This window comes from Paraburkholderia sp. MM6662-R1 (assembly GCF_050436245.1).
Classification (GTDB): domain Bacteria; phylum Pseudomonadota; class Gammaproteobacteria; order Burkholderiales; family Burkholderiaceae; genus Paraburkholderia; species Paraburkholderia tuberum.
This window is the reverse complement of record NZ_JBNDLV010000001.1, coordinates 1,298,542-1,319,886: the sequence shown is the minus strand read 5'-3', so window position 1 is coordinate 1,319,886 and position 21,345 is coordinate 1,298,542. Positions and strand designations below refer to the sequence as shown.

The following is a 21,345-nucleotide window of genomic DNA, read 5'->3' as shown; positions in this document are numbered from 1 at the left end:
GAAGGCGAAGTGCGACATCTCGTTGCTCAAAAGCTTGTGGATACGTGCATTCGTGATTGTAAGTGCCCACCGTCTCAAAACTGGAGAGCGATAGCAACGAATTCCTGCCGAATGCTAAAAAATGGATGATATGCAGACAGTTGCTTTGCCGAGGCCTCGTCGTTTCAGTTATCGCGGAGATGATGATTCGCACCGGGACGCCCGACAAGAGTGGCAGCCTGACATCGACTCAAACTCAACGTCAACAGTTGTGCGTATCGAACCGTGAACGGTTGAATCGGGATGACCGTGGACTACGGCTCCGTTCCGTCGGTAGTGGTTGCTATCAAGCCGGAACGCAGTCACGTATGGTGTACGTCCAGTCAGACAGGCTGTTACTTATGCCGAAGGCCGTCGCGTGTTGCCAGAAGGTAGCGACGCAGTTCACGGTTGGCGCTGCACCCGTGCCAGCGGACTGCCTGCAAAAGGGTCGTCGCGCCAGTCGACCTTTTCGCGATTCTTCCGCGGCGGCTCCCCGCTTGGGGATACTTTGAAGTGCTCGACGGATTGTCCGGCGCTAATCGCTTGCTGTAGCCATTGCGGCATCTCACCTTCCCCGTTCCACGTGACTCCGGTCGCACTGCGGTAGCGCGCTTCTGTTTGCTTTGATTGCTCAGCCGCCAGGGCTGACGCCAGGTCGTCCGGCTTGATGCCAAACTCCTGCATGCGGCGGCGGAGATAAGCAACTATGCTGTCTCGCTTTCTTTCGTCCATGAACTATTCCTTCTTTAAGCTATCCATTTGTGGAAACCGTTCGCCGATTGCAGCGATGCGCAGTTTCCGTAGATTGGACACTGCAATCAGCTGCGAGCGACCTATGCAGTCCACCACACGCTGTTACGTCGGCGAGCGGTGACCATTTCGGTCCCTGGAAAATGACGGAGGATTATTCGAAACTGTGTTCAGCCCTGGGATTGAAACTTAGCTTCAGCCATGTCGTAAACTCGTAGCAATATTATGTGCGCTCGTGGCATAGGCATATGCTGGCTTGTAGGTCATTCCATCGCATGCCGAGCACCGAACTGCTAGGACGACCAGCGGCAGAGATAAATGGCTGAACGGATGGTGACCGCACGGCGTTGCAACATGATTGGGAGCTATACCGAGAGTCTTGGGAGACGCTGACGACTCGCCCGGCCTCCAATTTTGAGACGAGTAATGGAGTCTGTGTCCCTGCGCGGTGCTCTCAGTCTGCGAGGGCGTCCGTTTCTTTTCGGTATTCCTCGATAGTTTCTTTTCGGTATTCCTCGATATTTTTATATTTTGTACCGAACCGCGAGACAAATCAAACGTTTAATGTATTTCACTATAGTGCTTTCGCCAACCTGATGCGGGGAAGCGTAGTCGCTGGCAAATATTCGCCATCGCCGCGACCGATATCGCGAGACCAGCAGGAAGCGCGTCGCCATCGCCGTCGCCGTCGAAAGCCAATCGACGTCGAAGGAGCACCCGGCGCGACAACGTAGTGGTGTCACAACAGATTTACTTGCAAGCTTGCGCGAGTAGTCAGCATCGCGCCCAATGGATAGCCTGTGTTGCCTGACGTCAGTTCGCGTAGTCCTCTTTTTGTCGATGTGGCGCCCTCCAGGCCTCGCGCGTTTCGTCTGAAGAAAGGAGTGCCGTGAAAAGAGCTCTTTTGAGTCTGCTGGGTTTCGACGAAGCTGTTCGGAGTCGCGAGGGCGAAATGGCCGCGGCCCTTTGGGTCGTGGTGGTCGGCATCGTCGCTTTATGCCTCGGGATTGTCTACGCGGCGTTCTTCCGCTTCCGTTTTGACCCGGTAGTCTTTCCGCCGGTGGCGGTCGTCACGTCGCTCATGTGCGGCCTTGCTGCTTCACCTTTCGTCCGCCTACTGAACAAAGGTGGTTCGCCCGGTACGACGAAATTCGGAACAGCCTGAGCGAAGGCGCGTTGCGAACTTATCTGGCGCAGTTTTGGGAGGACCGGGTGCGCTTGTATGTCTCCAAGCACCACTTGGAGTCCGAGGTTGTGCGTAATCTTGAAAGCGACGCCGGGCAAACTGTCCGCCGCGACATCTATGACTCCCTTTATCATGACCATTACGGTCTTAAGTCACTTGCTCTCGCGGCCGGCTGGTTGTTAATCGCCATTTTTTTCGATACAGCGCTGGCAACGTATTTACAGTACTTCCCAGACACAAAGATTGTCGGCGCAAGCGCGCAAGTATGTGTTTGCGCGATGGCTGGCGCGTACATCTTTGCGGTCGGCGACAGTGTACTGAGCATGCGACAGCGCAAGCTTAACGTATCGGACGTGTACTGGTACGCGTTGCGGCTCGCGCTCGCCCTCCCTATTGGCGTTGCGGCTGCTGGATTTCCGGATACCGATAAAGCGAGCGTCGGACTTGCCTTCGCCATCGGCCTTTTTCCAGTCGACCGATTCCTTAAGTTTTTCAGGCGACTATCCCTAACGCTCGTCAAGGAGCGGAGCGAAGATAAGGCCGCTCGCCAGTTGATGAGGCTTGAGGGAGTGAGCGCGATGACAGCCACTCTGCTAGAGGCCGAAGGTGTTGGTTCAACTGACCAGCTTGCTACGATGGACCCGGTGTTGCTCGCCATTCGGACGGGTTTGCTTTTCAGATTCATCTTGCATCTAGGGTCTCAGGCCGTGGCATGGCGGTACTTGGGCGATGCGGCGTCGAAATTGACAGATATGGCGCTTGGAAGGGCTGAAAGCATCACGAGTCTGCTTGACTTGTACGCCGTGCAAAGCGCGACGTCCCGGGAATTATGGACGAGAGCGCAGAGCGCACAGCGACGTGAAGCCTCCGCTGAGTACCACGTTTCGAACAGTGCGGCCGGTCTCGATTGTGGTGGGGCGAGCGCGTATGCGCGACACACGGAGCCTTATTTCTTTGACCATCCCGGGGCGACCGTCCATTTCGATGCAGAGCAGGTGATGCTGCAAGTAGCGGAGCGACTCACAGGTCACACTGTTGCCGAATCTCCTTCTTCACTTCAGGCGACCCTCTTTCGCTTCAGCGAGATTAGCGCTGATGGATACACACGTTTTCTTATAAAAGTCATCGACGAAAAAGATAAAGCATTAGCAGGAGCCGGGTCGGCTGTCTCTGACTCGTCGACCAAAGAGGAATGGTCTGAATCCCGTAGTGACCTCGGAGAAGGGGCTACGCGCTCAACCGCACGTCATTCCGGGGTGCCTCGGTAGGTCGTACGGCGAATCGCAACAGCGCATTGGCCGCGGCAATGACGTGATTCCGGCGAAGCATGCGGCCATTCACGGTTCTCTGGCATCAATCATCATGCGCGCTACGGCCGACTGGAAATCGCTAACTGTCGTCACCGGGTCATCTTGCTCATTCTTCTCTGTGCTCCGGAATCTGGGGCGCGAGTTGGTCAGATGTCGGGCCACAGCTTGCGAACGATTGGATTGGCGACAAGACCGCCTATCAAGCAAGCGGTGCCGGTAAGGGAATATTTCAGGGCACCCACTGACGGTAGATTTGGTTGAATGAGGTGCACGGCTGTACGCGTCACCCACCCGCAGTTGCGCCCGCGTTGCCCTCCGCGCGATTCACCAGCTAGCCTTGGCGGACGGTGATTTGGGCTATGCTTATTGGCACGAAGTCGGGCGACTTCTTCGGCGAGCAGCTGGCATGCAAGAAAAAATAGATTCGCTCAGTAGAAAGTTGGCAGTATCGCGCGGTGCACCCCAAGGCGGATTGAAACGGACGAGACCAGTTATGCCAATTCGTGTCCAAGACATGGTGCCCATAAGCGAGGCCTGTTCGCGGCTAGCAGAACTTGCGGAAGACGTCGTCGCAGGTGCCGAGAAATTTTTGACAAAGGATGGTTCGGCATACGTCGCGATTGTCGACGCCCGAAAGCTGAATTACTACCACGCTCTCGAAGCCGAGCACGGTCGGCTCGTCCTGTTGCATGATGCCGAGGAGGGTCTCAAGTCCGGGCTTGCGGACAAGGTGCAGTCCGAAGAAGAATTCCAGAAATCACTGCGGCGTTTTTCAAGTGATGCGGGAAGATTTCGCGGAGTTCGAAAGGCTTGGGTGCCTCTAAAGGCCAAGCGAGGCTAATTCAGTGCCTCAGCGCTTTTCGCAATCCTTGAGTTCGTGACGACCGCGCCTTCGTTTATGAACCGTTCCCACCGCTTTGTGAGCAACACATTCCCAAAGACGTGCCACATCTGGAAACCCGCAATCTCGGTCACCGCATCCGTCTGAAAGCGCCATCTTGCAACTAGCGAGGCCATCGCTTGCCATTTGAGCGCGGTCGGCGCGTGCTCCGGTCCAGACCAGAATTCGTCGACGTGCGGAGTGAACATGGGCATATATCTACAACGTGAAACAACAGATGCCTTTGCTCACCTTCACGGACACAAAACATAATAGGAACTTGCCCCACCCGTATCCACATCTCAATAGACTCATAGACTTCCGGGTCACTTATCTCCGCGACCCAGTAGACCTGCGTGTAACCAAACCGCAGACAGATTGCAATGACGAAAAAGTCGTCCGCCTTGTAATACCCGAAACTAACGGATGACTCGAGGTAATCCGTCGCAAGGCAGTGAGCATCCTCGTCTGACACCGGGCACGTCAACACCGGGGTGTTGTCCGGCAATCCAACCGTCTTTTCCGGTCTCGGATTGAACAGCCAAAGCGGAAGCAACGTACCAAACTCAAAAAGCCCGTCGTCTCCGTCAAAAATGTTCGTGTCGTCCATCAGTATCCCCAGCCAAATATATTTGAGTTTCATTCGAGCACAAACAAGGTGCCCCTACTGCACGTCCGCCACCGCGAACCTCAGTCCTTGAAGACTTGAATCCGCTGCAACAGACGGCAGTAGATATAGCCAATTTAACAGGCGTGAAGGCTCTCAAAAACTGGCTGGCATGCAGGGAGATTTCTCGACGTCCACAAAAACTCCGGGATATGTACCGAGATTTCCGCTCGACAAATATTTCGCGACACGTGGAAATTCGGTGAAATGCCGGAATCAGCGCAACGCCTGTTCGGGAAGCACCTTACGTCTTCGGCGCGATGAGTCACCGACGAAGATGTGCAGCCGGCTCGTGCGAGGCGGTCGGAGTCCAGGGTCACAGGGCAAGCTTGGCCGGTAGATTTGCCGCCGTGTGCGGTACCGGTGGTGAACAATGTCCGTCCGTGAGATGACGTCCGGCATGTAACGGCGTAATTCTTCGTCAGCGTCCGCCGATTCTGCAGACGCTGTGTTGACCGCTTTTAAAACGCGAGCGCGCTGGGAAACCCCTCCAGCGCAGCGGCATTCGCGTTCTGGCGCGCGGCCCGTCGATGTGTGCACGATAGCTTGGTTGTTTCCGTCAACGATGAAATGAAGGGCCTTATGCCAAGGCCAGAAGCGGCACGGGAATTGCAGTAAGCAGAACGGCGGGGTTGCACCGACCCAGGTTGCAGCCAGTCGCTCTGCATACGAAGGAGACCGTCATGCGAGCTGCTATGAAAGGAGTCTTGTTTTCGGCGTTCATTTTGAGTTTATCTGGTGTCGCATACGCGCAGGGTGCGGGAACAACTGGTGGCGGGGGCGCTGGTGCAGGCCAGGGTGGCACTGGAATGGGAACCCCGGATGCAAGCGGAACGACAGAGTCACCATCTGGCGCGTCGGGTGCAAACACTATGGGAAAGTCAGGTGAAATGTCGCAAAAGCAGATGAAGCCGAAGATGCATAAAAAGGGGGAAATGGCTGCGCCAGCCTCCGACAGTGGCGGAATGAAGAAGATTTACTGAGAAGGGTGTCGCTGCAAAAGGCTGGCGGCTTCAGGTATCGCCGGTACAATCCAAGGACCTATCGCCTTGACCTCGAACATGACCGGACGCCCAAGCGTACAAGACGATTTTTTGGGCTCTTTTGAAAATGCAGTGGGTAACGGGGCTCACGAGGCATGCGGGTTGAGGCCGGAGAAATCGAGCTTGCCAGCAACGAGAAAGAGGACCGTGCGCATCGTCGCGAAGCGCGTGTAGCCGCGAGCCTTTCGCTTGGCCGCTTGAAACAAGCCGTTGATTGCTTCGATGAAGCCGTTGGTCTGGCGCGTCTAAGTCCAGGCGACGATGCCGTCGAAGTGCCGACGAATCAGACGCGCGACGTCCTTCATCGGCTCGACTTTCGAACGCATGACGTTGGTGCACCACTGCCGCAACATCTCGGAGACGACATGGATTTGCTTGCGCCCGAGAATCTCGCGCAGTTGCTCGCGATACAGCCATGCGCGGGCGGTGCGCTTGGTGGCGTACTGCCTGACCAGCGCCTCGAGGTCGGTCAATTGCGCCAGATTCAGTTTGTTGGCGTCCTTGAGCAGCGTCCAGCGCATCCCTTTAAGTTCTGGGTCGGCTTTCTGTTGTTGGCGGCGCACCGTATCAAGCGCCTTGGACGCGTGGGCGACGACGTGAAACTTGTCGAACGTCAGCCGCGCATTGGGCAGATGTTCGCGCACGCCTTTGATGAAGGCGGGCGACATGTCGATGCTCACCGAGGTGACCTGCTCGGGCGTGCCGTGGTGTCGGCTCAGATATGCCGCGAAGCCTTCAATCGTCTTCGCGTCACGCCCGGGCGTGACGAACACGACCCGTCGCGCCTGCATGTCGGCGACCAGCGTCAGATACTCGTGGCCGCGCCGGTACGAGGTTTCGTCAATAGCTACCGTGCTCACGTCCGACAGGTTCGCCGACGTGAGCGCGAGTTCCACATAGCGCGAACAGATGGCGTGCACTCGGTGCCACGACAGATTGACGATGCGTGCCACCGCGGCAAACGGCATCTGCTGCGCCAGCATCAGCACCAGCGCTTCGAACAGCAACGTGAAGCCGTCGAGTTGGCCGACCCAGTCGGGTTCCACCAGCCGTACCGCGCCATCCGGCAAGCGCACTCGCGGTACCCGCACTTCCAGATAGCACTCGTGCTGGAAGAAATTCAGGTGGCGCAGTCGCTTGATTTGCGTGTCATGCACTGGGTGCTCACCGGCGACCCCGGGGTAGGCGAAGCGGCTGCCAGCGACAAAGTCCACGGCAATCGTGAGCTGCCGTTTGGCCGTGTCGAAGTCGACGCCTTGCAGGTACCACGGGGCCTTGATTCCCAAGGCGGCTTCAAAGAGTTGATTCGTCATGTTCGCTTCGTCTCGCATGGCTGGTTGCCGCATTCTGCCGCAACCAGCCATGCACCAGCTTGCCGGTTCAGGGCGCCTCAAGGGTTCGCTGCGCCGGGCTCACGCCCGCCCTTGACCCGCCAAATCACCCACTCGGGTTTCAAAAGAGGCATTTTTTGCAGATGCTCTTGAACGACAAGACCACCGTAAACGTATTCCTCGTGAACGGTATCAGACTGAGCGGTCAACTGGCCGCCTTTGACCAGTTTGCAGTTCTGCTCGAGTCTGGTCCGGGTGCGCAACTTGTTTTCAAACATGCCATTTCGACCGTGCTGCCGGCCAATGGCAGGAGCCAGGCACGTGACCCGACCGAGGTGCCGGTGAATGGCGACAAGCCGAACCGCGTGCGAGGCCGTGTCCGATGAGAACTGCCATGACATGCTGTCGCTTACGCTTGACCTGCACATAGCCAGACGACGTCCACGTCGAGAAGTTCAGAAAGGCGCGCACAATCCGTGCTCTTCGGAACGGTAACTCCGGCGCGCCAAAGGGTCACCTCGTGTTCCGATACGCCGAGTGACCTGGCCACCCGACCGGAGGTCACCTTGGCGCGCTTGATGGTCATGTCCAGTCGTGCAGCGAAGGCCCGCCTGGAGCCGTTGTGTTTGAGAGTGCCTTGCAGATGGACATCAAGATTCAGACGACGATTCATGACCTGCAATGCTCCGTGTAACTCATCGTGACCAAACCTACGTACTTCAGGCTACGAAGGTGTGACACGACTTCGATGTTGATGCTTGCGGTCGAACGCCATCACTCGGGCTGGCATGTCGTTCGTGTGAACTTCACTGCACCTGAACGCCCGTTGCGGCGCGTCTTCCCCGCTCTGAGTTAACGCTTTAAATGCCCGGTGTAATCGATACGTATGCCGTTTTCGCTATCCCGTACACAGCAAGTCACTCCGCCGCTTGCTTCGAGTGAAGTAGCCGCTCAATGAGAGCGCTCGCAGACGTAGGTGTGTCGGAAAACTTACTTACCCGAAGGTCGGCACCTGTTCGTGCGTCACCGGCGTTGGTCACCAGCGGGTGCCGGAAGTTCCACTGGCGAAATATCTGCTTGCGTGGAAAAGAGCGGCGCGCTGTTCCACGACCTCGTCACACATCGCGATGATGGTCTTCGGCGAAGGCGCCATCGCAATGAGGGTGCAGACGCGTCCAGCAGGTGGCGGCGAGAGAAAAAACATCCTTCTTCAAGGGTGCCCCAGATAGGCAGATTCAATTGGCACCCCGACCGCTACCGTCCTCTAATTGAATTTTCGTCGTTTGTAGCTCGTGCATCTGTTGACGTCCGCAGAGCACCCCTTACGCAGCCCAGCGCTGAGGACGTTGTGCGGGCTCGCGGCCGAGACCAATACGCCTGCGGAGCCGGTGTCGAAAATGCAGCCGACCCGGGAGCTTCCAGACGACGCGCTTCATCAGTTGGTCACCGTTGCGGAACATGCTGGCGTTGGGCATACATCTTCCGGAGGCGAACATGACTGATTTTCAGAGACAGGCTGCTACAACCCAGCAAGCCAATCTTGACTTCTTTTTCGGCCTGGCCAGCAAAATGCTGGAGGGCGAGGAAAGGCTCGTCAGACTGAATCTGGATACGGCGAAAATGACGCTTGCCAATTGGCACCAACACGAGCAGGACGGGCTGGCGAAAAAGGACCGACAGGAAGTTACCGGTCTGCAAGACGCGCTGGCGCTGCACTCGGCGGAGAAGGTCCTGACGTACGAACGTCAGGTTGCGGAGATTGCGTCGACCACGCAAACGCAGCTAGCAGAGGTCGTCAACGCGCGGTACCAGGAGGTCAGCCTCCAGGTTCAATCGTTCGTCGAGAATCTTGCGCAAAACGCCCCGGTCGGCTCCGAAGCCACAATCGCATTTCTGAAACAAGCTATCACGCTGGCCAACACCACTCAGGAAAGCGTGCAAAAGGCCACGAAGCAGGCAGTCGAAGTCGCGCAAAGTAACCTGGACGCCGCAACAAAAGCCGCATCAGAGGTGACCGAAGCGGCTGACCAGGCAGTCGAGAAAGCAGCAAAAGCGGCGAAGCAGTAATTTGAAGGAACGTTGAACCCGGGGTCGCACGGCGCGGCGAGCTAAGGTGAACACGCAATGCGTGGCGCCTTGGCAGCCGTGCGCGCCGGTCTAGCTGCTGGTTAGAGGAACAGACTCACTGTTCCAGTTGCCATCGTCCGTTCCCGACAAAATTCGAAGAGCGCATTTACTTCAGTGAGCGTGAGTGTTGTAAGCCTTAGCCCAATCACAGTTACCAATGTACTTTGATGAAGGAGCCGTGTCTTCAAGGGGCGGCGGCGGCGGGTGAGCTGTCGCCTTGCTTTCCCGGCTCCGATGAATATCTTGTGTGCCCGGATTGCACCGGCATCATGCACATCAACCGGTTCCCCCTCCCATCTCGACGACGACAATCGGCGTCAGATTTGTTCGACATCCAGTACCCGTCGCTCGGGGGGTCGTCACCTGCATAGCTCACACTTGCTCGATTTGTGCCGAGACGACCGACGCGCCGTGCAGTGGCGCCCTACGTGTCCGTGGACTTCGCCCATCCTGCGAAAATGCGGCTCAATAGCCGTGCACCGGCCCGAAACCAGATTGAATCCCGAGCGCCTCGATTGAGCGCGGCGAACTCGTGACCGTCATCAAAAGGTGGGGGCGGCCACCTGCACCAGAGGGTGCTCTGCAGTTGACTTCCGCCTGTTGGCAGTGGGCGGGAACACGCTCCACCTGCCGTCATCGTGCCTGAAGAAAAACAACGCGCGCGCTCCGGCTGGTGACGACGTTTCGACGCACACGTAGCGTCTCCCATTCCCTGCGGTGCGACTGAATCTGGTTACATGAACGTGCATCGTGGGAGACGGTGCGGGCCACTTTTCGACCTGACAACGCAGGGACTGCTCGTTCGTGTTTTTCATGTTCCCCTCCAGCAAGTTTTCCGTTCAGGTAACGGGACGGTTTTTCACCGTTCATCTCCTTAACGCCGCAGACGCCCGCAATGTTGGCGGGGATTTGTGATTTCTGAAACCGGATATTTCGAGGTGAGTGGGCCTCAGAGAATTGCCAAGAGCTGGACGGCCGACGGCACAGTCCGGCTCGAACCCTGACCATCGACATCCGCGGCGCCCGCGTTGCCTGAGAGCGACTCCTGTCGCCTCGCCATGCATCGGCAGTTCCGGGTTGCTGATAAATTGACAAAATGGACGCTTTGTCAGACAGGTCCGCGGAGAAGTCCGAGTTTTTGCAGCTCGAGGCAAGGCGAAGACCGTCCCTCTCACAGCGCTGCGCGACCGGCGAGCTAGAATTGTGCTTCGACTCACGTAGAGAGAAATGAGCAGATGAATGATGCATTCGAGCGCCGTGCCTTGTTGCTTCACCTCGGGGACGTACTGGAGGTTGTTCACCTCCTCCTGAAATGTGGTGACGGCCACAAGACCGTACGCGAACTGGCCGCAGCGCACGACCCGCTTGGAGGCTTCCCGCTCCTGGAACAGGTATCGCCGCGGATGACAGCAGAGCAGTTTGTTCAGCGAGTGTCAGACGCCTTCCTCGCATGGCCACGGGAACTGCTTGAGCCTGAGCTGAATCGCAAGCGTCTTGCTTCCACTGTTCGACGGACCTTGTTCGCGGACAACGCAGCGGGATGGGGTGCGTACGTCGCTGCGTTGCGCAGTGAAGTTCGGTGGTTCGGCGTGGGCCTGCCGTCGTTGAAAGCTGGCGAGGGCGTGCGCCCGGATTCGACCGATGGCAACTCCGAGAGCTCGCAGGCGGACGAGGCTCCGAGCGCTGGCGATGTCGAGCGCAACGGCGGACAAACCGAGGAGCGCCGGGAGAGCGTTGAAAGCAGCGGGCGAGTCTACCCCTCATGGCCGTGGAAGTCCGACGCGTAAGTTGTGGAGACGGCGTGAGAGTAGATGAACGGTTCTCTTGACCTGACTCCACGTCGCCGGTGATTTCGCTGCGTTCGTCGACGTCCACAGGGTCCGGATTGTGCGCGCCGATGCTCTACGGGAGCGTTACGCTTGGAGCGCTGACAAACCGTGTTGGTAGTACCCCTCGACTGCTTATATCTGTCGTATCGCTCGGAAAGACGTAGTACCAACGGACGCGCCTGGTCCCTCCCGAAATTGGAATTCCTCCTGCAGAGTCAGGGAATTTCGCATGCGACGGGCGCCTTTGGGTGGCCGTTGGTTTTGCGGATTCGTGCCACAGCCGATTGGCTCGTGCATCCTTCTTTCTCGCATATCTCAAACGCACGCCATGTCCAGCCAGTCACCACTTCACGACATCATTAGCCTCGCCGAAATCCAGTCGCTCGCGGACACAAAAACGTTCGGGCGCGGCAAGGCGTATTTTCACGAGGGCGCCGTCTCGCGCCTCGAAGAGCGCGATGGTGTCCTTCGCGCGAACGTACGCGGCACGCACCGGTACAGCGTCGAGCTTGGCGTAGGCGGCGACGGCGAGCTGACCTACGAATGCGACTGTCCGGTCGGCGAGGACGGTATCTTCTGCAAGCACGTGGTCGCGGTCGCCCTGTCGTGGCTCGAGAATACCGGCGCGGAAGTGTTTCATGCCGATGAGTCAGAGCCGGCAAAGCCTCGTAAAAAGCGCAAGACATACGAGGAGCAGATTCGTGAATATGTTGCGACGCTGAATGCGGAAGCCGTGCGCGAACTGTTGCTGGAAGCGGTCGAACGCGACATGGCGCTGCGCGACAGGCTGTTGCTCGCGGCGCGTGCGGCGAACGCCAGTGACCTTCCGAGCATGAAGACTGCGGTACGACAGGCGACGCGCATTTCGCGGCCGCTCGACTGGCGCGAAGCCGGCGCGTACGGCGACGGCCTGATGTCGCTCGCGGACATGCTGCGGCAGCGGCTTGCCAGTCCTCAGGCCGCCCAGGTGGTCGAGCTTGCGGAGCTTGCGATTGCCGGCGCCGAAGCAAGTCTCGAGCAGATTGATGACTCCGGGGGTGATGTGATGCCGGCCATCATGGAGCTTGCCGCCGTACATCTCGAAGCATGTCGTCAGACGCGACCGGACCCAACGAAGCTCGCGGAGCGACTGTTCCGGTTTCAGACCGACGGCGTGTGGGATACCTTCTACGATGTGTTGCCGGCTTACGCCGAACCGCTCGGCGACCTTGGGATTCATCGGTACCGCATGCTTGTAGAAAACGGGTGGGACGGCCGGCCGGCACTGGCGCCGAGCAATGAATTTCGCCGGTCGTTCGAACCGCTCCGCATGCGACTGGAACGCGCGATGGAGGCGCTGGCCGACCTCGACGGCGATGTGGACGCACTGGTTCGCATCCGGTCAAAGGACCTGTCGAGTCCCTACCGTTTTTTGCTGGTCGCAGAGCTTTGCGCGAAGCACGGGCGCTACGACGAAGGACTCGCGTGGGCCGAACGCGGCCTCACAGAGTCTGGCAAGAACGTGGACCAGCGTCTGCTTGACTTCTGCATCCAGGAGCACCTGCGGCGCGGCGAATTCGAGAAGGCTGATGTGCTCGCGTGGCAGCGTTTCGGGATGCACCCGGGCGCAGAAGCATTCGCCGCCCTGATGGGTGTCGCCAGCGCGACTGGCCAGCATGATATGACACGCGAGCGTGCGCTCAATCATCTGTGGAGTCTTGTTCGCGCTGAAGAGGCGCCGACCAAAGCGAAGCGCAATTCCTGGCAGATGCCGACGCGAACCGAACTGGTCAAAATCTTTCTCACCGGGCGCGAGCACGACACGGCATGGAAGACGTTCTGCGGCGGTCCAGTGGCGACAACTATGTGGGCAACGATGGCATCCATTCGCTCAAAGACCCATCCGCACGACGCCATTGTCCTGTATCACCGCCTGCTGCCCATCGCCGCCGAAAGTGGCACGCGTAACGCCCGTTATGAGGAGGCGTTCGACATCGTGCGGACTATTGGGGGACTGCGAGCGCAACTGAACGAGCATGCGCAGTTTGGCGATGAACTCGAGTCAATCCGACAGACCTATCGCGCCAAGCGCAATTTTATCAAGCTACTGGCAGTGCTCGGTTAGGTTCGCCAGGGCGAATCCTTCCCCTTCGGCGCGACTGTGACCGCTTTCGGCGCGGTCTTGAGCGCAGCAACAATCAACATACGCCAAAGTCCCACGCTGAGCTGCCATGTCGACATGATTGGTGTTCCACCAGCGTAGTGTTAATACTGGCTATGTGGCCGAGGGTTTTGCTGGAAAATGCTCCGAGCGCGTCGAGTCCAGTTCTCGCGCGACGAGGGAGACGTCCGACGTTGCAGCGAGTTCCAGGACGAGCAAGCACCTTGGGCGCGAGCGCGGATGCGATGGTACTCCGCGTAGGTGTTAATCGCGGCACAAAACTGCATGACATCGCAAGGTGAGGCGACTGCCCTCGCGTGTTCTGCATGTTGGAGTACTTTCCGATGAAAGTTCTTCTGGTAGACGACTACAGCGCTACAACTGACCTGCTGGCCGACGTCGCATGCTCGATGGGGCATGCTGTGACGAAGGCGTATTCCGGTGCTGACGCATTGGTTGCGGCCGGCGGTGACGGCGCTTTCGATTTCATTCTCGTGGACATTGGACTGCCCGACATTAACGGCCACGAGTTGTGCCTGCGGCTCCGTGCGTCCGAGAAATATGCGTCCCGGCGCATCTTTTCAATGACCGCGTATGATGACGTCCGCGAGCGCTTCGACATGTCGTGCTTTGATGGCCAGCTTTTGAAGCCGCTATCGCTTGAACAATTCGAGTCTCTGCTCTCAGGTTGAAGCTGGCCACAGCCGTGCTCTTGGTAGACGGCGCGGCGACGTTCACTTTTGCGGCTTCAGTTGTCTCGATAGAGACAACGGTCGTAAGGGTACGCTAGCCGTGTTCTGACAGCCGTCGTGAGTCGACCAACGGCTTCGAGCAGGGGGTACGACGGCTTTGCGAGAATACCCCTGAGTGATGCGCCGCAGAAATTAAAAGAGCGTCGCTCGGGTACTGCGGAGAACGCGTGTGCTTATGACACGAGAGGTTAGAAAATCCGACGCCGCTTCTACCCGTCTAACAGCCCGAGCGCGCGGGCTAGGACGTGGCTGTGACGCACGACGAAGCATACGGGCATCATCGTTCTGCAAGCGCGTCATCAATAAGCCGTTGGGCGGCACTAAACCCCGCCATCAGCGCTTCAGCTTCGGTGGCGAAAGTCGGTTCACCTTCGTCCGAGAGTTGCGCGGGGGGAAACTCGCGCCCGGACAGCCGGTGTCGCACAGCAACCTTCACCACAAGACCTCCGGACGCGACTATCGAGCCCGCGACAATAACAGCCGGCACCGACTCGACTTCAATGGTTGCCTCGAAGCTCCGATAATCATATGCACGCCGCATTGCAACCTCTCGTGACGATTAGTGCGTTCATGGCCAGTCACGCAATATGGGTCCGCTCGCCGGTCTCCAGCGTCACTCATTCCGCGTGAGCGGCGGTTTCGTGACCGCCTCCCCGTCAATTTAAGCCTTGGCGTACGCGGTGGCGAATTTGAGTGCGTGCAAAGTCCGAGGATTATTCGGACAGTTTCCGGCGCGGAACCGCCTCATCGGTTGAGCGCACACCTCTGCGAGCCTGTTCGCCATGCTGGCACGATGCCCTCGCTGCTACGTTACCTTGCCTTGACGCCTGTGCCGGCGGGCGGGACACTCATCCGGAGTCGTTGTGCGGCCGACGTCTTGCAAAGCGCTGGGTAACTCAAACCTCCGATATTCCAACCGGACGGGTTACGTCGAACGCCGACTGGAATATAGGTTGCGAAAAGGAGAAGCTCTGTGGCGTATGCACTGTCATTTTCGCAACTGTATTCAGACGCCGTCGGTGAAAGTCATTTTGCGTCGCTTAGCATCGAGCTGGTCAGCCGCAACTTCGCGCCGCCCGCAGAATCCTTTGACGTGTCGGATTTCGCGGCAGCGACCCACTACGGATTTGTGCGCCTGCCGAGCGGATGGGTCGGCGACGTTCATCCTTCGCCCAAGTGTCTGTGGGTGTTTTTTCTCAACGGGGAGATTGAGTTCGAGGCCAGCGACGGCGAGCGACGTCGTGTCGCCGCAGGAGGCGCGATACTGCTTGAGGACACGACCGGCAAGGGGCATCAGAGTCGTGTCATCGGCGACGGGCCAGCGCTTCTCGCCGTGGTTCAACTTTGACGTCGTGGTTCCCTTTGGCAGCGGCGCGAGCCCAAGCCGTCGCGGTTAAGTCGTGCGCGAGAAGGTGTAGGGTCCGAGCCGTGGATGCGCGCTGTATCTCACGGTCGAGCCGCCCTGAACCCGGCGAGGGCCACTTCGGACACGTGCGCGACGCCCCGCATGACTCTGAAGCGCCGTTTGCTTGTCATCAGAGCGGATAGCGAATAGATACGGCCAGGTTAGTCAGGGACGCTGCTGCGGCGAATTCGACTACTAATGCACACCCTCGTCTCGCGGGGCGATACGAACGCCGAAATTATCCAGCTCGTGTCGAGCTTCAACGGATTCAATCCCGCCTCCGAAAGCAAGGTGAAGGTCAGAGGCGTGTGCGGCTCCATTGTTATCTTTTCGATTTAAACGCGGCCCCCTAGATTGGCGACCGTCCTGCTCGTCGATGACGACCGAATATTCTGCGTCCGCTTCGGCTGCTGGTCGAACGGGAAGGATACCGCGTGCTCAGGGCCGGGTGTAGCGAGACCCATAATTCGAGATTTTTGACCCCGCCAGACAAGGCTTCTTCGACCCTGAGAAGCATCGGTTGAGATTTCTGGAACCAACGGGTGAGATTTCTTTCCTCGCCGTCGAATCTGATAGTCGTCTGGGACCGTCCCGACGAAAATCTCCCATCACCATCGCCCATCATGGCGTAGGCGAGAACCACGCAACCATCGACAAATCAGGAAGAGCGGTAGCGGCGGTCCATATCGCGTACGATGTGAGCCGCGAGACGAACGCCATCGGGTTCACCTCGGCGAAATATGCGAGCGAATACACGGTGCGTCGCGCATTGGCGGGCAGACGTTTCGGGATTTCCGGCCAGGTGTTCAAGCCAATAAGCCGATACCGGGCCATCGAGGGGAAAGCCTGGATTCGTGTTTTGTCGACGCGCCGCCGGGCACGCGTGCCGCCCAACCCATACGCTCGGAATCGGGCGCCTCCTTGCTCATCGCCGTATCATCGTGTCTGTACGCCGCCCGTCGCGGCATTATCCGTTTTTCACCGGTCACCCGATGTCCCAGTCTGCAAAGCTTTCCGAGGTTCTCACTCTTGCTGAAGTCCAGTCGCTCGCCGACACGAAAACCTTTGCGCGCGGCAAGGCCTATTTTCACGATGGCGTCGTTTCCCGCCTGGATGAGCGCGACGAAGCTGTTCGCGCCACCGTGCGCGGCACGCACCGCTACCGGGTTGAACTCGCCGTCGACGATGGTGAGCTCGCGTATGAATGCAACTGTCCGGTGGGCGATGATGGCGTTTTCTGCAAGCACGCTGTCGCCGTTGCGCTCTCCTGGCTCGAAAATTCCGGTGAAGAAGTGTTTCACGCCGAAGAACCGGCGCCGGGGACCCCACGCAAAAAGCGGAAAACCTTCGAAGAAGTGATTCGCGAATACGTGGCGACACTGGGCAAGGATGAGCTTCAGGAATTATTGATGGACGCCGTCGAACGCGACCTGACGCTGCGCGACAAGCTGCTGTTCGCTGCGCGTGCCGCGGGGGCATCCGATTTGCCCGGCATGAAGGCCGCCGTCAGGCAGGCGACACGCATTTCCCGTCCGCTGGACTGGCGCGAGTCTGGTGCATACGGGGATGGCCTGATGTCGCTGGCCGACATGTTGCGTCAGAGGCTTGCCGGGCCACACGCCGCACAGGTGGTCGAACTTTCGGAGCTGGCGATTGCGGGCGCGGAAAAGAGCCTCGAACAGATTGACGACTCCGGTGGGGACGTAATGCCGGCCATCTTCGAGCTGGCGTCTGTTCACCTCGATGCCTGCACGTTGACGGGCCCCGACCCGGTGAAGCTTGCCGAGCGACTCTTCCGCTTCCAGACAGAAGGCAAGTGGGACACGTTCTACAACGTCCTTCCGGCCTATGCGGAGCCATTGGGCAAGAACGGGTTGAGCCGCTATCGCGAACTCGTCAACGAGGCCTGGGAAGCACTGCCCGCGCTCGCACCGGGCAAGGAATATCGACGGTCATACGACTCGCCGCGCATGCAGCTCGAACACGCGATGGAGGCCCTGGCCGAACTCGACGGAGATGTGGATACGTTGATTCGTATTCGCTCGAAGGACCTCTCGAGTCCGTACCGCTTTCTGCTGGTGGCGGAGCTTTGTGTGAAGCACGGTCGCCCGGACGAGGGGCTCGTGTGGGCCGAGCGCGGCATCAAGGAATCCGGCAAGAGCTTTGACCAGCGCCTGCTCGACTTCTGCATTGATGCGTATCTGCGTCGCAGCGAATTCGACAAGGCCGATGCGTTCGCGTGGCGCCGTTTCGAGATGCACCCGACGGCCGAGGCGTTTCCCACCTTGATGAAGGTCGCTACGGCCACCGGCAGGCATGACGAAACCCGGGAGCGTGCTCTCAGGCATCTTTGGGCGCTGGTCAGCGAAGAGGAGTCGGTCGCAAAATCGAAACGCAGTGTCTGGCAGCGCGCGACGCGGACCGAACTGGTCAGGGTTTTTCTGGCCGGGAAAGAGAACGACGTCGCTTGGGAAACGTTCACCGGAGGTCCGGTCGCAACCCAGCTGTGGCCTGAGATGGCGTCTGTCCGCGGCAAAACCCATCCGCACGACGCCATCGCTCTTTATCACCGCCTGCTGCCGGTCGCTGCCGAGAACGGCTCGCGCAACGCCCGATATGACGAGGCCTTCGAAATTGTGCGGGCCATCGGCATGCTGCGGGCAAGGCTGGATGAACGTGCGGAGTTCACCAGCGAACTGGAAGCGATTCGGGCAGCGTATCGTGCGAAGCGCAACTTCATCAAGCTGCTCGCCAAACTGTCCTGAAGTCGACGTCAGGCTTTGACGGGCCGATAGCAGTACAGCGTCGTCGCCGTCGGCATCCGTAGTGCATCAATCCTGCGAGTCTTTGTTTCGAGGAAGTTCGCAATCTCATATTGCTGCTGGATGGGTGGCACAGGCAACAACTGCATCGACGTCCACGCATCCATCCGCAACGCCTTGGTGCCATGTCCGGCCTCATCACGTCGAAGCAACGACTCGTCAGCGGTACCTCGCAGAAGCCAAGCGAGGAATTTACCGTTCAGCCCCTCGAGAGGAATACCCCACTATGAAAGGGTGCGCTGTTGTCGCGCCGTGTGACCAAGCGATTATTTGAACGGCACGCTGACCGATGCGATATCCCGTCCGGTCGTTCGCCAAAGCCCTCAAGACTGCCTAGTCTACAAGGCTTTGTCGCACACATTTGGTGCGTGACTCGATTTCCGAAACGCAATTTTGTTCTCCAAGAGGTGCATGGTTACCGCTCGTGCCGACCTGAACCTTCAGAATTTTGATTGTGAGGCGCTTACAGAAGAAGTGGCACGATGTTTGCTTATCCTATGCATAGGTCGGCCACTATGGCTCAGCAGCACAGCAACCGCCGTGACTACCCCGACCGCCGAGCGCTCGAATTTGAGTGCGAATAGAAAAAAGGTGCGCAGCGCGGGGCAGCGCATTGTAGTTCGCTTAGCAAAGGCAAGACATGAACGTGTTCGACGATTTGACAGACAACGAGTGGGCGCTGGTTGAGGCTTTGTTCGATGCTCAGCCCGCAACCACTGAACGACGCGGCCGGCCTCGCGCGGAAGCTCGCGCGGTTGCCAATGGAGTGTTGTGGGTTCTGGCGTCGGGAGAAGGTTGGACCAGGCTGCCGGGCCGCTATCCGTCGCCGCCGACCTGCCGCCGCCGCTTTGAAGAGTGGCAAGCCGACGGCACGCTTGCCGAAATAGTCAAACGGCTCGGTACGAGCGGTCGCAAAATTTCGCTGCGTGGCCGAATTGGCGCAACGGCTGCAAAGCCACCGGCACCGCCGCGCCCCGAGCGCATCCGCGGCGCGTTCTGGACCAATCCGGAATCCTGGCGTGTGCCGGCGGCAATGGCCTGACCGAGCTGTCGCCAACCCTATCGACGACGACCGCCCGGAAGGTGCTGCACCACGCACCATGGTCTATGCACTCCGTCGACCGGTTTGCAGATGTCCGATACGGCAGTCGAGAATGCGGGCCGCCTGCATTGGTGCTTCTGCACCAAGCGTCAAGTCTCGCCCGTCATCGCATCTACCGGGCGCACCACGGAAAATGTTTGACTGCCCTAAAGACGACAGCCCCTTCTCGCGCATCTGTTTGAGGACGTCGAAGGAGCCCGACAGTTTTCCCGCCTGGCGCTCAGCGCCGGCGTTGTCATCGTCATCAGCGTTAGCGTTAGCGTCGCAACGATGGGGCGCAGGCGGCAGAAGCGGCCTGGTCGGGGTTACAGACGGAGCGCTTTATGCCGGGCGACTCGGGCGGAAGCGAACCTCTTTAACCAGGGCCAATGACGAAACGCCTTCATCAGCGCATTCGATGAGGGAATGCACTTACGCGCAGCGCACGTGCATTACGCGCGCGAGGTTCTCGCGCGACTCTCTTCCGCATTGGCAAGCGACCGTGGCGCCGGCTCCCCTGTGTTTGGCATCACCCGTAGAGATTGCGCGCTTGAATAGCAGCTGGCGGCCAGACAGGGACTCCAGGACGGCAGCGTTTGGGGGGTGACCGCTTGACACCATGAAAAGGCCCTTGATTCGGGGCGTAGTAATCTGATGTGAAGTTGAGGATGAGATGCTTGCAATGAAAGGACGTCCCGGGTTTTTTGCCGAAGGACGGCTGCTGACCTTCACCCTGATGTCACAAGGTCGGGACATCGCGTGCGCGGTAACTCGCGATGCACTGGAGCGACATCTCCTATTGCGGCGGGAGTCGGATGACACGACTTTGGTCGCAGCCTTCGAGCGCGGACTCAGACGAATACTGGAGGTAGCGGACAGAAAGAGTCGGGCATTGCGGGGCGCTCGCGTTCTGGTGACGGCCGCGGACCTGCGTGCAACCTAAAAAAGGTAACCCACGACGGCTTTGGCTCTAGTTCCATCCTGTGGTCATCGCATAGTCAGGTTGTCCGATGGTGGGCAGGTGCCGCTCTCTATGGGAGTGCCGCAGCGGCCTGCGCTGTCACTGCTCGCAACATTCGAGCTGTAATGACCCGCGTGTTCGCAACGCTCGCTCGGCAAGGAGAGTAAGAGTGAGCGAAGGCTGATAGTCAATCACCTTCGCTGCGGCCAGTTATCAGCGCTTGCTCACATGCCAGCTGACATAACGAAACTGCCGAGACGGTCATGACAACGCCATACGAAAGGACCCTATCACTCCGACGGGCGCGGGAGCTGCTTTCGGAGTTGTCGTCCGGAACAGCGAAAATAGAGACCTTGCGGGGAAAAGCGGCGGCCATATTGAAGCACTACCCAAATGACATGGACATCGAAATTGCCGCCAGGCAGGCGCCGACAGTCTTTGCTACGAAGTTCTTCGACGCTGACTCTTGAAGCTGCCGAACGAGGTACGACATGGAATCGCACAACGCTTTTGCTGAATGGCTTTTGCGCTTCGCCTCGTCGCAAAAAAATATTGGCCGGGTCGCGCTTCGGCTCGGCGGGACTGTCTCAGTCCCTGCGGCAGCATTTGCCGTCGTAGTCATGGCCACGCCACGCTGCATTTTTGTTCTTGATAAGCTCTGGTCACGGTGCCGAGACCCAAGGTCTGGAACTTAACCGGTGAATACGGCGCTGCGCCCCCCGTTTTCAGGGGCTTTGGCAGTCTGATGTAAAGATGAGGATGAGATGCTTGCAATGAAAGGACGCCCCGGGTTTTTTGCCGGGGGACGGCTGCTGACGTTCACCCTGATGTCACAAGGTCGCGACATCGCGTGCGCAGTGACTCGCGACGCGCTGGAGCGACACTTCCTGTTTCGACGGGAATCCGACGACGCGACGCTTGTCTCAGCGTTCGAGCGCGGAGTAAAGCGGATACTTGAGGCAGCGGACAGAAAAGGCCGCGCGTTGCGGGCTACTCGTATTCTCGTGACAGCCGCGGACCTCCGCGCAGCGTAGAGTAGT

Annotated in this window: 20 protein-coding genes and 1 pseudogene; 15 read left to right on the top strand and 6 right to left on the bottom strand. The window is 58.7% G+C overall.

Going from position 1 to position 21,345, the window contains the following annotated elements; all coding sequences use genetic code 11:
- Nucleotides 1-423 precede the first annotated feature (423 nt).
- Nucleotides 424-753: an H-NS family nucleoid-associated regulatory protein gene (locus tag OKW39_RS06275; RefSeq protein WP_429361898.1), complete on the bottom strand. Its 330-nt coding sequence runs from the start codon at nucleotides 751-753 to the stop codon at nucleotides 424-426.
- 907 nt (nucleotides 754-1,660) lie between these two features.
- Between OKW39_RS06275 and OKW39_RS06270 the strand changes: the two genes are divergently transcribed.
- From OKW39_RS06270 to OKW39_RS06255, 4 genes are all read left to right on the top strand, one after another.
- On the top strand, nucleotides 1,661-1,936 hold the full coding sequence (locus OKW39_RS06270; protein WP_429562285.1) for a hypothetical protein: 276 nt from the start codon (nucleotides 1,661-1,663) through the stop codon (nucleotides 1,934-1,936).
- A gap of 89 nt (nucleotides 1,937-2,025) precedes the next feature.
- Entirely contained in the window at nucleotides 2,026-3,225 is a 1,200-nt protein-coding gene (locus tag OKW39_RS06265) for a hypothetical protein (protein ID WP_429562284.1), read from the top strand.
- A 535-nt stretch (nucleotides 3,226-3,760) separates the two neighbouring features.
- Nucleotides 3,761-4,108, top strand: coding sequence for a type II toxin-antitoxin system Phd/YefM family antitoxin (locus tag OKW39_RS06260; protein WP_429361896.1), 348 nt, complete (start codon nucleotides 3,761-3,763; stop codon nucleotides 4,106-4,108).
- 1,389 nt (nucleotides 4,109-5,497) lie between these two features.
- Nucleotides 5,498-5,797: a hypothetical protein gene (locus OKW39_RS06255; protein ID WP_429361895.1), complete on the top strand. Its 300-nt coding sequence runs from the start codon at nucleotides 5,498-5,500 to the stop codon at nucleotides 5,795-5,797.
- 146 nt (nucleotides 5,798-5,943) lie between these two features.
- Here OKW39_RS06255 and OKW39_RS06250 read toward each other — a convergent pair.
- Nucleotides 5,944-7,170 (bottom strand): annotated as a pseudogene (locus OKW39_RS06250) (ISL3 family transposase).
- A gap of 161 nt (nucleotides 7,171-7,331) precedes the next feature.
- Here OKW39_RS06250 and hfq point away from each other — a divergent pair.
- Entirely contained in the window at nucleotides 7,332-7,574 is a 243-nt protein-coding gene (gene hfq, locus OKW39_RS06245; RefSeq protein WP_429563461.1) for an RNA chaperone Hfq, read from the top strand.
- A gap of 23 nt (nucleotides 7,575-7,597) precedes the next feature.
- On the opposite strand, the gene OKW39_RS06240 is transcribed toward hfq, so the two are convergent.
- The gene (locus tag OKW39_RS06240; protein ID WP_429361891.1) at nucleotides 7,598-7,861 is read right to left on the bottom strand and encodes an XRE family transcriptional regulator; all 264 of its coding nucleotides are present in this window, start codon (nucleotides 7,859-7,861) and stop codon (nucleotides 7,598-7,600) included.
- Nucleotides 7,862-8,682: 821 nt separating this feature from the next.
- Between OKW39_RS06240 and phaP the strand changes: the two genes are divergently transcribed.
- Entirely contained in the window at nucleotides 8,683-9,255 is a 573-nt protein-coding gene (gene phaP, locus OKW39_RS06235) for a TIGR01841 family phasin (RefSeq protein ID WP_429562283.1), read from the top strand.
- A gap of 602 nt (nucleotides 9,256-9,857) precedes the next feature.
- On the opposite strand, the gene OKW39_RS06230 is transcribed toward phaP, so the two are convergent.
- Complete coding sequence (locus OKW39_RS06230) at nucleotides 9,858-10,130, bottom strand: hypothetical protein (protein ID WP_429361889.1); 273 nt, start codon at nucleotides 10,128-10,130, stop codon at nucleotides 9,858-9,860.
- Nucleotides 10,131-10,550: 420 nt separating this feature from the next.
- On the opposite strand from OKW39_RS06230, the gene OKW39_RS06225 reads away from it, so the two are divergent.
- On the top strand, nucleotides 10,551-11,102 hold the full coding sequence (locus OKW39_RS06225; RefSeq protein WP_429361888.1) for a hypothetical protein: 552 nt from the start codon (nucleotides 10,551-10,553) through the stop codon (nucleotides 11,100-11,102).
- A 382-nt stretch (nucleotides 11,103-11,484) separates the two neighbouring features.
- On the opposite strand, the gene OKW39_RS06220 is transcribed toward OKW39_RS06225, so the two are convergent.
- The gene (locus OKW39_RS06220; protein WP_429563512.1) at nucleotides 11,485-11,784 is read right to left on the bottom strand and encodes a hypothetical protein; all 300 of its coding nucleotides are present in this window, start codon (nucleotides 11,782-11,784) and stop codon (nucleotides 11,485-11,487) included.
- Between OKW39_RS06220 and OKW39_RS06215 the strand changes: the two genes are divergently transcribed.
- Together OKW39_RS06215 and OKW39_RS06210 are read left to right on the top strand one after the other, a co-directional pair.
- Nucleotides 11,677-13,248: a DUF6880 family protein gene (locus OKW39_RS06215; protein WP_429563460.1), complete on the top strand. Its 1,572-nt coding sequence runs from the start codon at nucleotides 11,677-11,679 to the stop codon at nucleotides 13,246-13,248. The genes OKW39_RS06220 and OKW39_RS06215 overlap by 108 nt on opposite strands.
- A gap of 380 nt (nucleotides 13,249-13,628) precedes the next feature.
- Nucleotides 13,629-13,976, top strand: coding sequence for a response regulator (locus OKW39_RS06210; protein ID WP_429361884.1), 348 nt, complete (start codon nucleotides 13,629-13,631; stop codon nucleotides 13,974-13,976).
- Nucleotides 13,977-14,313: 337 nt separating this feature from the next.
- Here the strand turns inward: OKW39_RS06210 and OKW39_RS06205 are convergent, their stop codons facing one another.
- Nucleotides 14,314-14,577, bottom strand: a complete 264-nt coding sequence (locus OKW39_RS06205) for a hypothetical protein (RefSeq protein ID WP_429361882.1) — start codon at nucleotides 14,575-14,577, stop codon at nucleotides 14,314-14,316.
- A gap of 432 nt (nucleotides 14,578-15,009) precedes the next feature.
- Between OKW39_RS06205 and OKW39_RS06200 the strand changes: the two genes are divergently transcribed.
- The 6 genes from OKW39_RS06200 to OKW39_RS06175 all read left to right on the top strand — a co-directional run bounded on the left by OKW39_RS06200 (nucleotide 15,010) and on the right by OKW39_RS06175 (nucleotide 21,339).
- The gene (locus OKW39_RS06200; RefSeq protein ID WP_429562282.1) at nucleotides 15,010-15,384 is read left to right on the top strand and encodes a cupin domain-containing protein; all 375 of its coding nucleotides are present in this window, start codon (nucleotides 15,010-15,012) and stop codon (nucleotides 15,382-15,384) included.
- A 1,049-nt stretch (nucleotides 15,385-16,433) separates the two neighbouring features.
- Nucleotides 16,434-18,206 carry an SWIM zinc finger family protein gene (locus OKW39_RS06195; RefSeq protein ID WP_429361879.1) on the top strand — a complete coding sequence of 591 codons (1,773 nt, stop codon included), beginning with the start codon at nucleotides 16,434-16,436 and terminating at the stop codon, nucleotides 18,204-18,206.
- A 697-nt stretch (nucleotides 18,207-18,903) separates the two neighbouring features.
- Nucleotides 18,904-19,305: a transposase gene (locus tag OKW39_RS06190; protein ID WP_429361878.1), complete on the top strand. Its 402-nt coding sequence runs from the start codon at nucleotides 18,904-18,906 to the stop codon at nucleotides 19,303-19,305.
- A gap of 712 nt (nucleotides 19,306-20,017) precedes the next feature.
- Entirely contained in the window at nucleotides 20,018-20,287 is a 270-nt protein-coding gene (locus OKW39_RS06185; RefSeq protein WP_429361877.1) for a DUF1488 family protein, read from the top strand.
- Between the two features lie 281 nt (nucleotides 20,288-20,568).
- Nucleotides 20,569-20,775 (top strand): BPSL0761 family protein, encoded by a 207-nt coding sequence (locus tag OKW39_RS06180; protein ID WP_429562281.1) that lies wholly within the window; start codon nucleotides 20,569-20,571, stop codon nucleotides 20,773-20,775.
- 294 nt (nucleotides 20,776-21,069) lie between these two features.
- The gene (locus tag OKW39_RS06175) at nucleotides 21,070-21,339 is read left to right on the top strand and encodes a DUF1488 family protein (RefSeq protein WP_429361876.1); all 270 of its coding nucleotides are present in this window, start codon (nucleotides 21,070-21,072) and stop codon (nucleotides 21,337-21,339) included.
- The last annotated feature ends 6 nt before the right edge of the window (nucleotides 21,340-21,345 follow it).

What these genes read in the sequence shown, in the direction of transcription:
- OKW39_RS06190 (WP_429361878.1), top strand. Translation starts at nt 18,904, where the DNA reads ATGAACGTGTTCGACGATTTGACAGACAACGAGTGGGCGCTGGTTGAG.
- OKW39_RS06195 (WP_429361879.1), top strand. Translation starts at nt 16,434, where the DNA reads ATGTCCCAGTCTGCAAAGCTTTCCGAGGTTCTCACTCTTGCTGAAGTC.
- OKW39_RS06260 (WP_429361896.1), top strand. Translation starts at nt 3,761, where the DNA reads ATGCCAATTCGTGTCCAAGACATGGTGCCCATAAGCGAGGCCTGTTCG.
- OKW39_RS06180 (WP_429562281.1), top strand. Translation starts at nt 20,569, where the DNA reads ATGACAACGCCATACGAAAGGACCCTATCACTCCGACGGGCGCGGGAG.
- OKW39_RS06205 (WP_429361882.1), bottom strand. Translation starts at nt 14,577, where the DNA reads ATGCGGCGTGCATATGATTATCGGAGCTTCGAGGCAACCATTGAAGTC.
- phaP (WP_429562283.1), top strand. Translation starts at nt 8,683, where the DNA reads ATGACTGATTTTCAGAGACAGGCTGCTACAACCCAGCAAGCCAATCTT.
- OKW39_RS06225 (WP_429361888.1), top strand. Translation starts at nt 10,551, where the DNA reads ATGAATGATGCATTCGAGCGCCGTGCCTTGTTGCTTCACCTCGGGGAC.
- OKW39_RS06220 (WP_429563512.1), bottom strand. Translation starts at nt 11,784, where the DNA reads ATGAAACACTTCCGCGCCGGTATTCTCGAGCCACGACAGGGCGACCGC.
- OKW39_RS06275 (WP_429361898.1), bottom strand. Translation starts at nt 753, where the DNA reads ATGGACGAAAGAAAGCGAGACAGCATAGTTGCTTATCTCCGCCGCCGC.
- OKW39_RS06230 (WP_429361889.1), bottom strand. Translation starts at nt 10,130, where the DNA reads ATGAAAAACACGAACGAGCAGTCCCTGCGTTGTCAGGTCGAAAAGTGG.
- OKW39_RS06255 (WP_429361895.1), top strand. Translation starts at nt 5,498, where the DNA reads ATGCGAGCTGCTATGAAAGGAGTCTTGTTTTCGGCGTTCATTTTGAGT.
- OKW39_RS06240 (WP_429361891.1), bottom strand. Translation starts at nt 7,861, where the DNA reads ATGAATCGTCGTCTGAATCTTGATGTCCATCTGCAAGGCACTCTCAAA.
- hfq (WP_429563461.1), top strand. Translation starts at nt 7,332, where the DNA reads ATGCTCTTGAACGACAAGACCACCGTAAACGTATTCCTCGTGAACGGT.
- OKW39_RS06185 (WP_429361877.1), top strand. Translation starts at nt 20,018, where the DNA reads ATGCTTGCAATGAAAGGACGTCCCGGGTTTTTTGCCGAAGGACGGCTG.
- OKW39_RS06210 (WP_429361884.1), top strand. Translation starts at nt 13,629, where the DNA reads ATGAAAGTTCTTCTGGTAGACGACTACAGCGCTACAACTGACCTGCTG.
- OKW39_RS06175 (WP_429361876.1), top strand. Translation starts at nt 21,070, where the DNA reads ATGCTTGCAATGAAAGGACGCCCCGGGTTTTTTGCCGGGGGACGGCTG.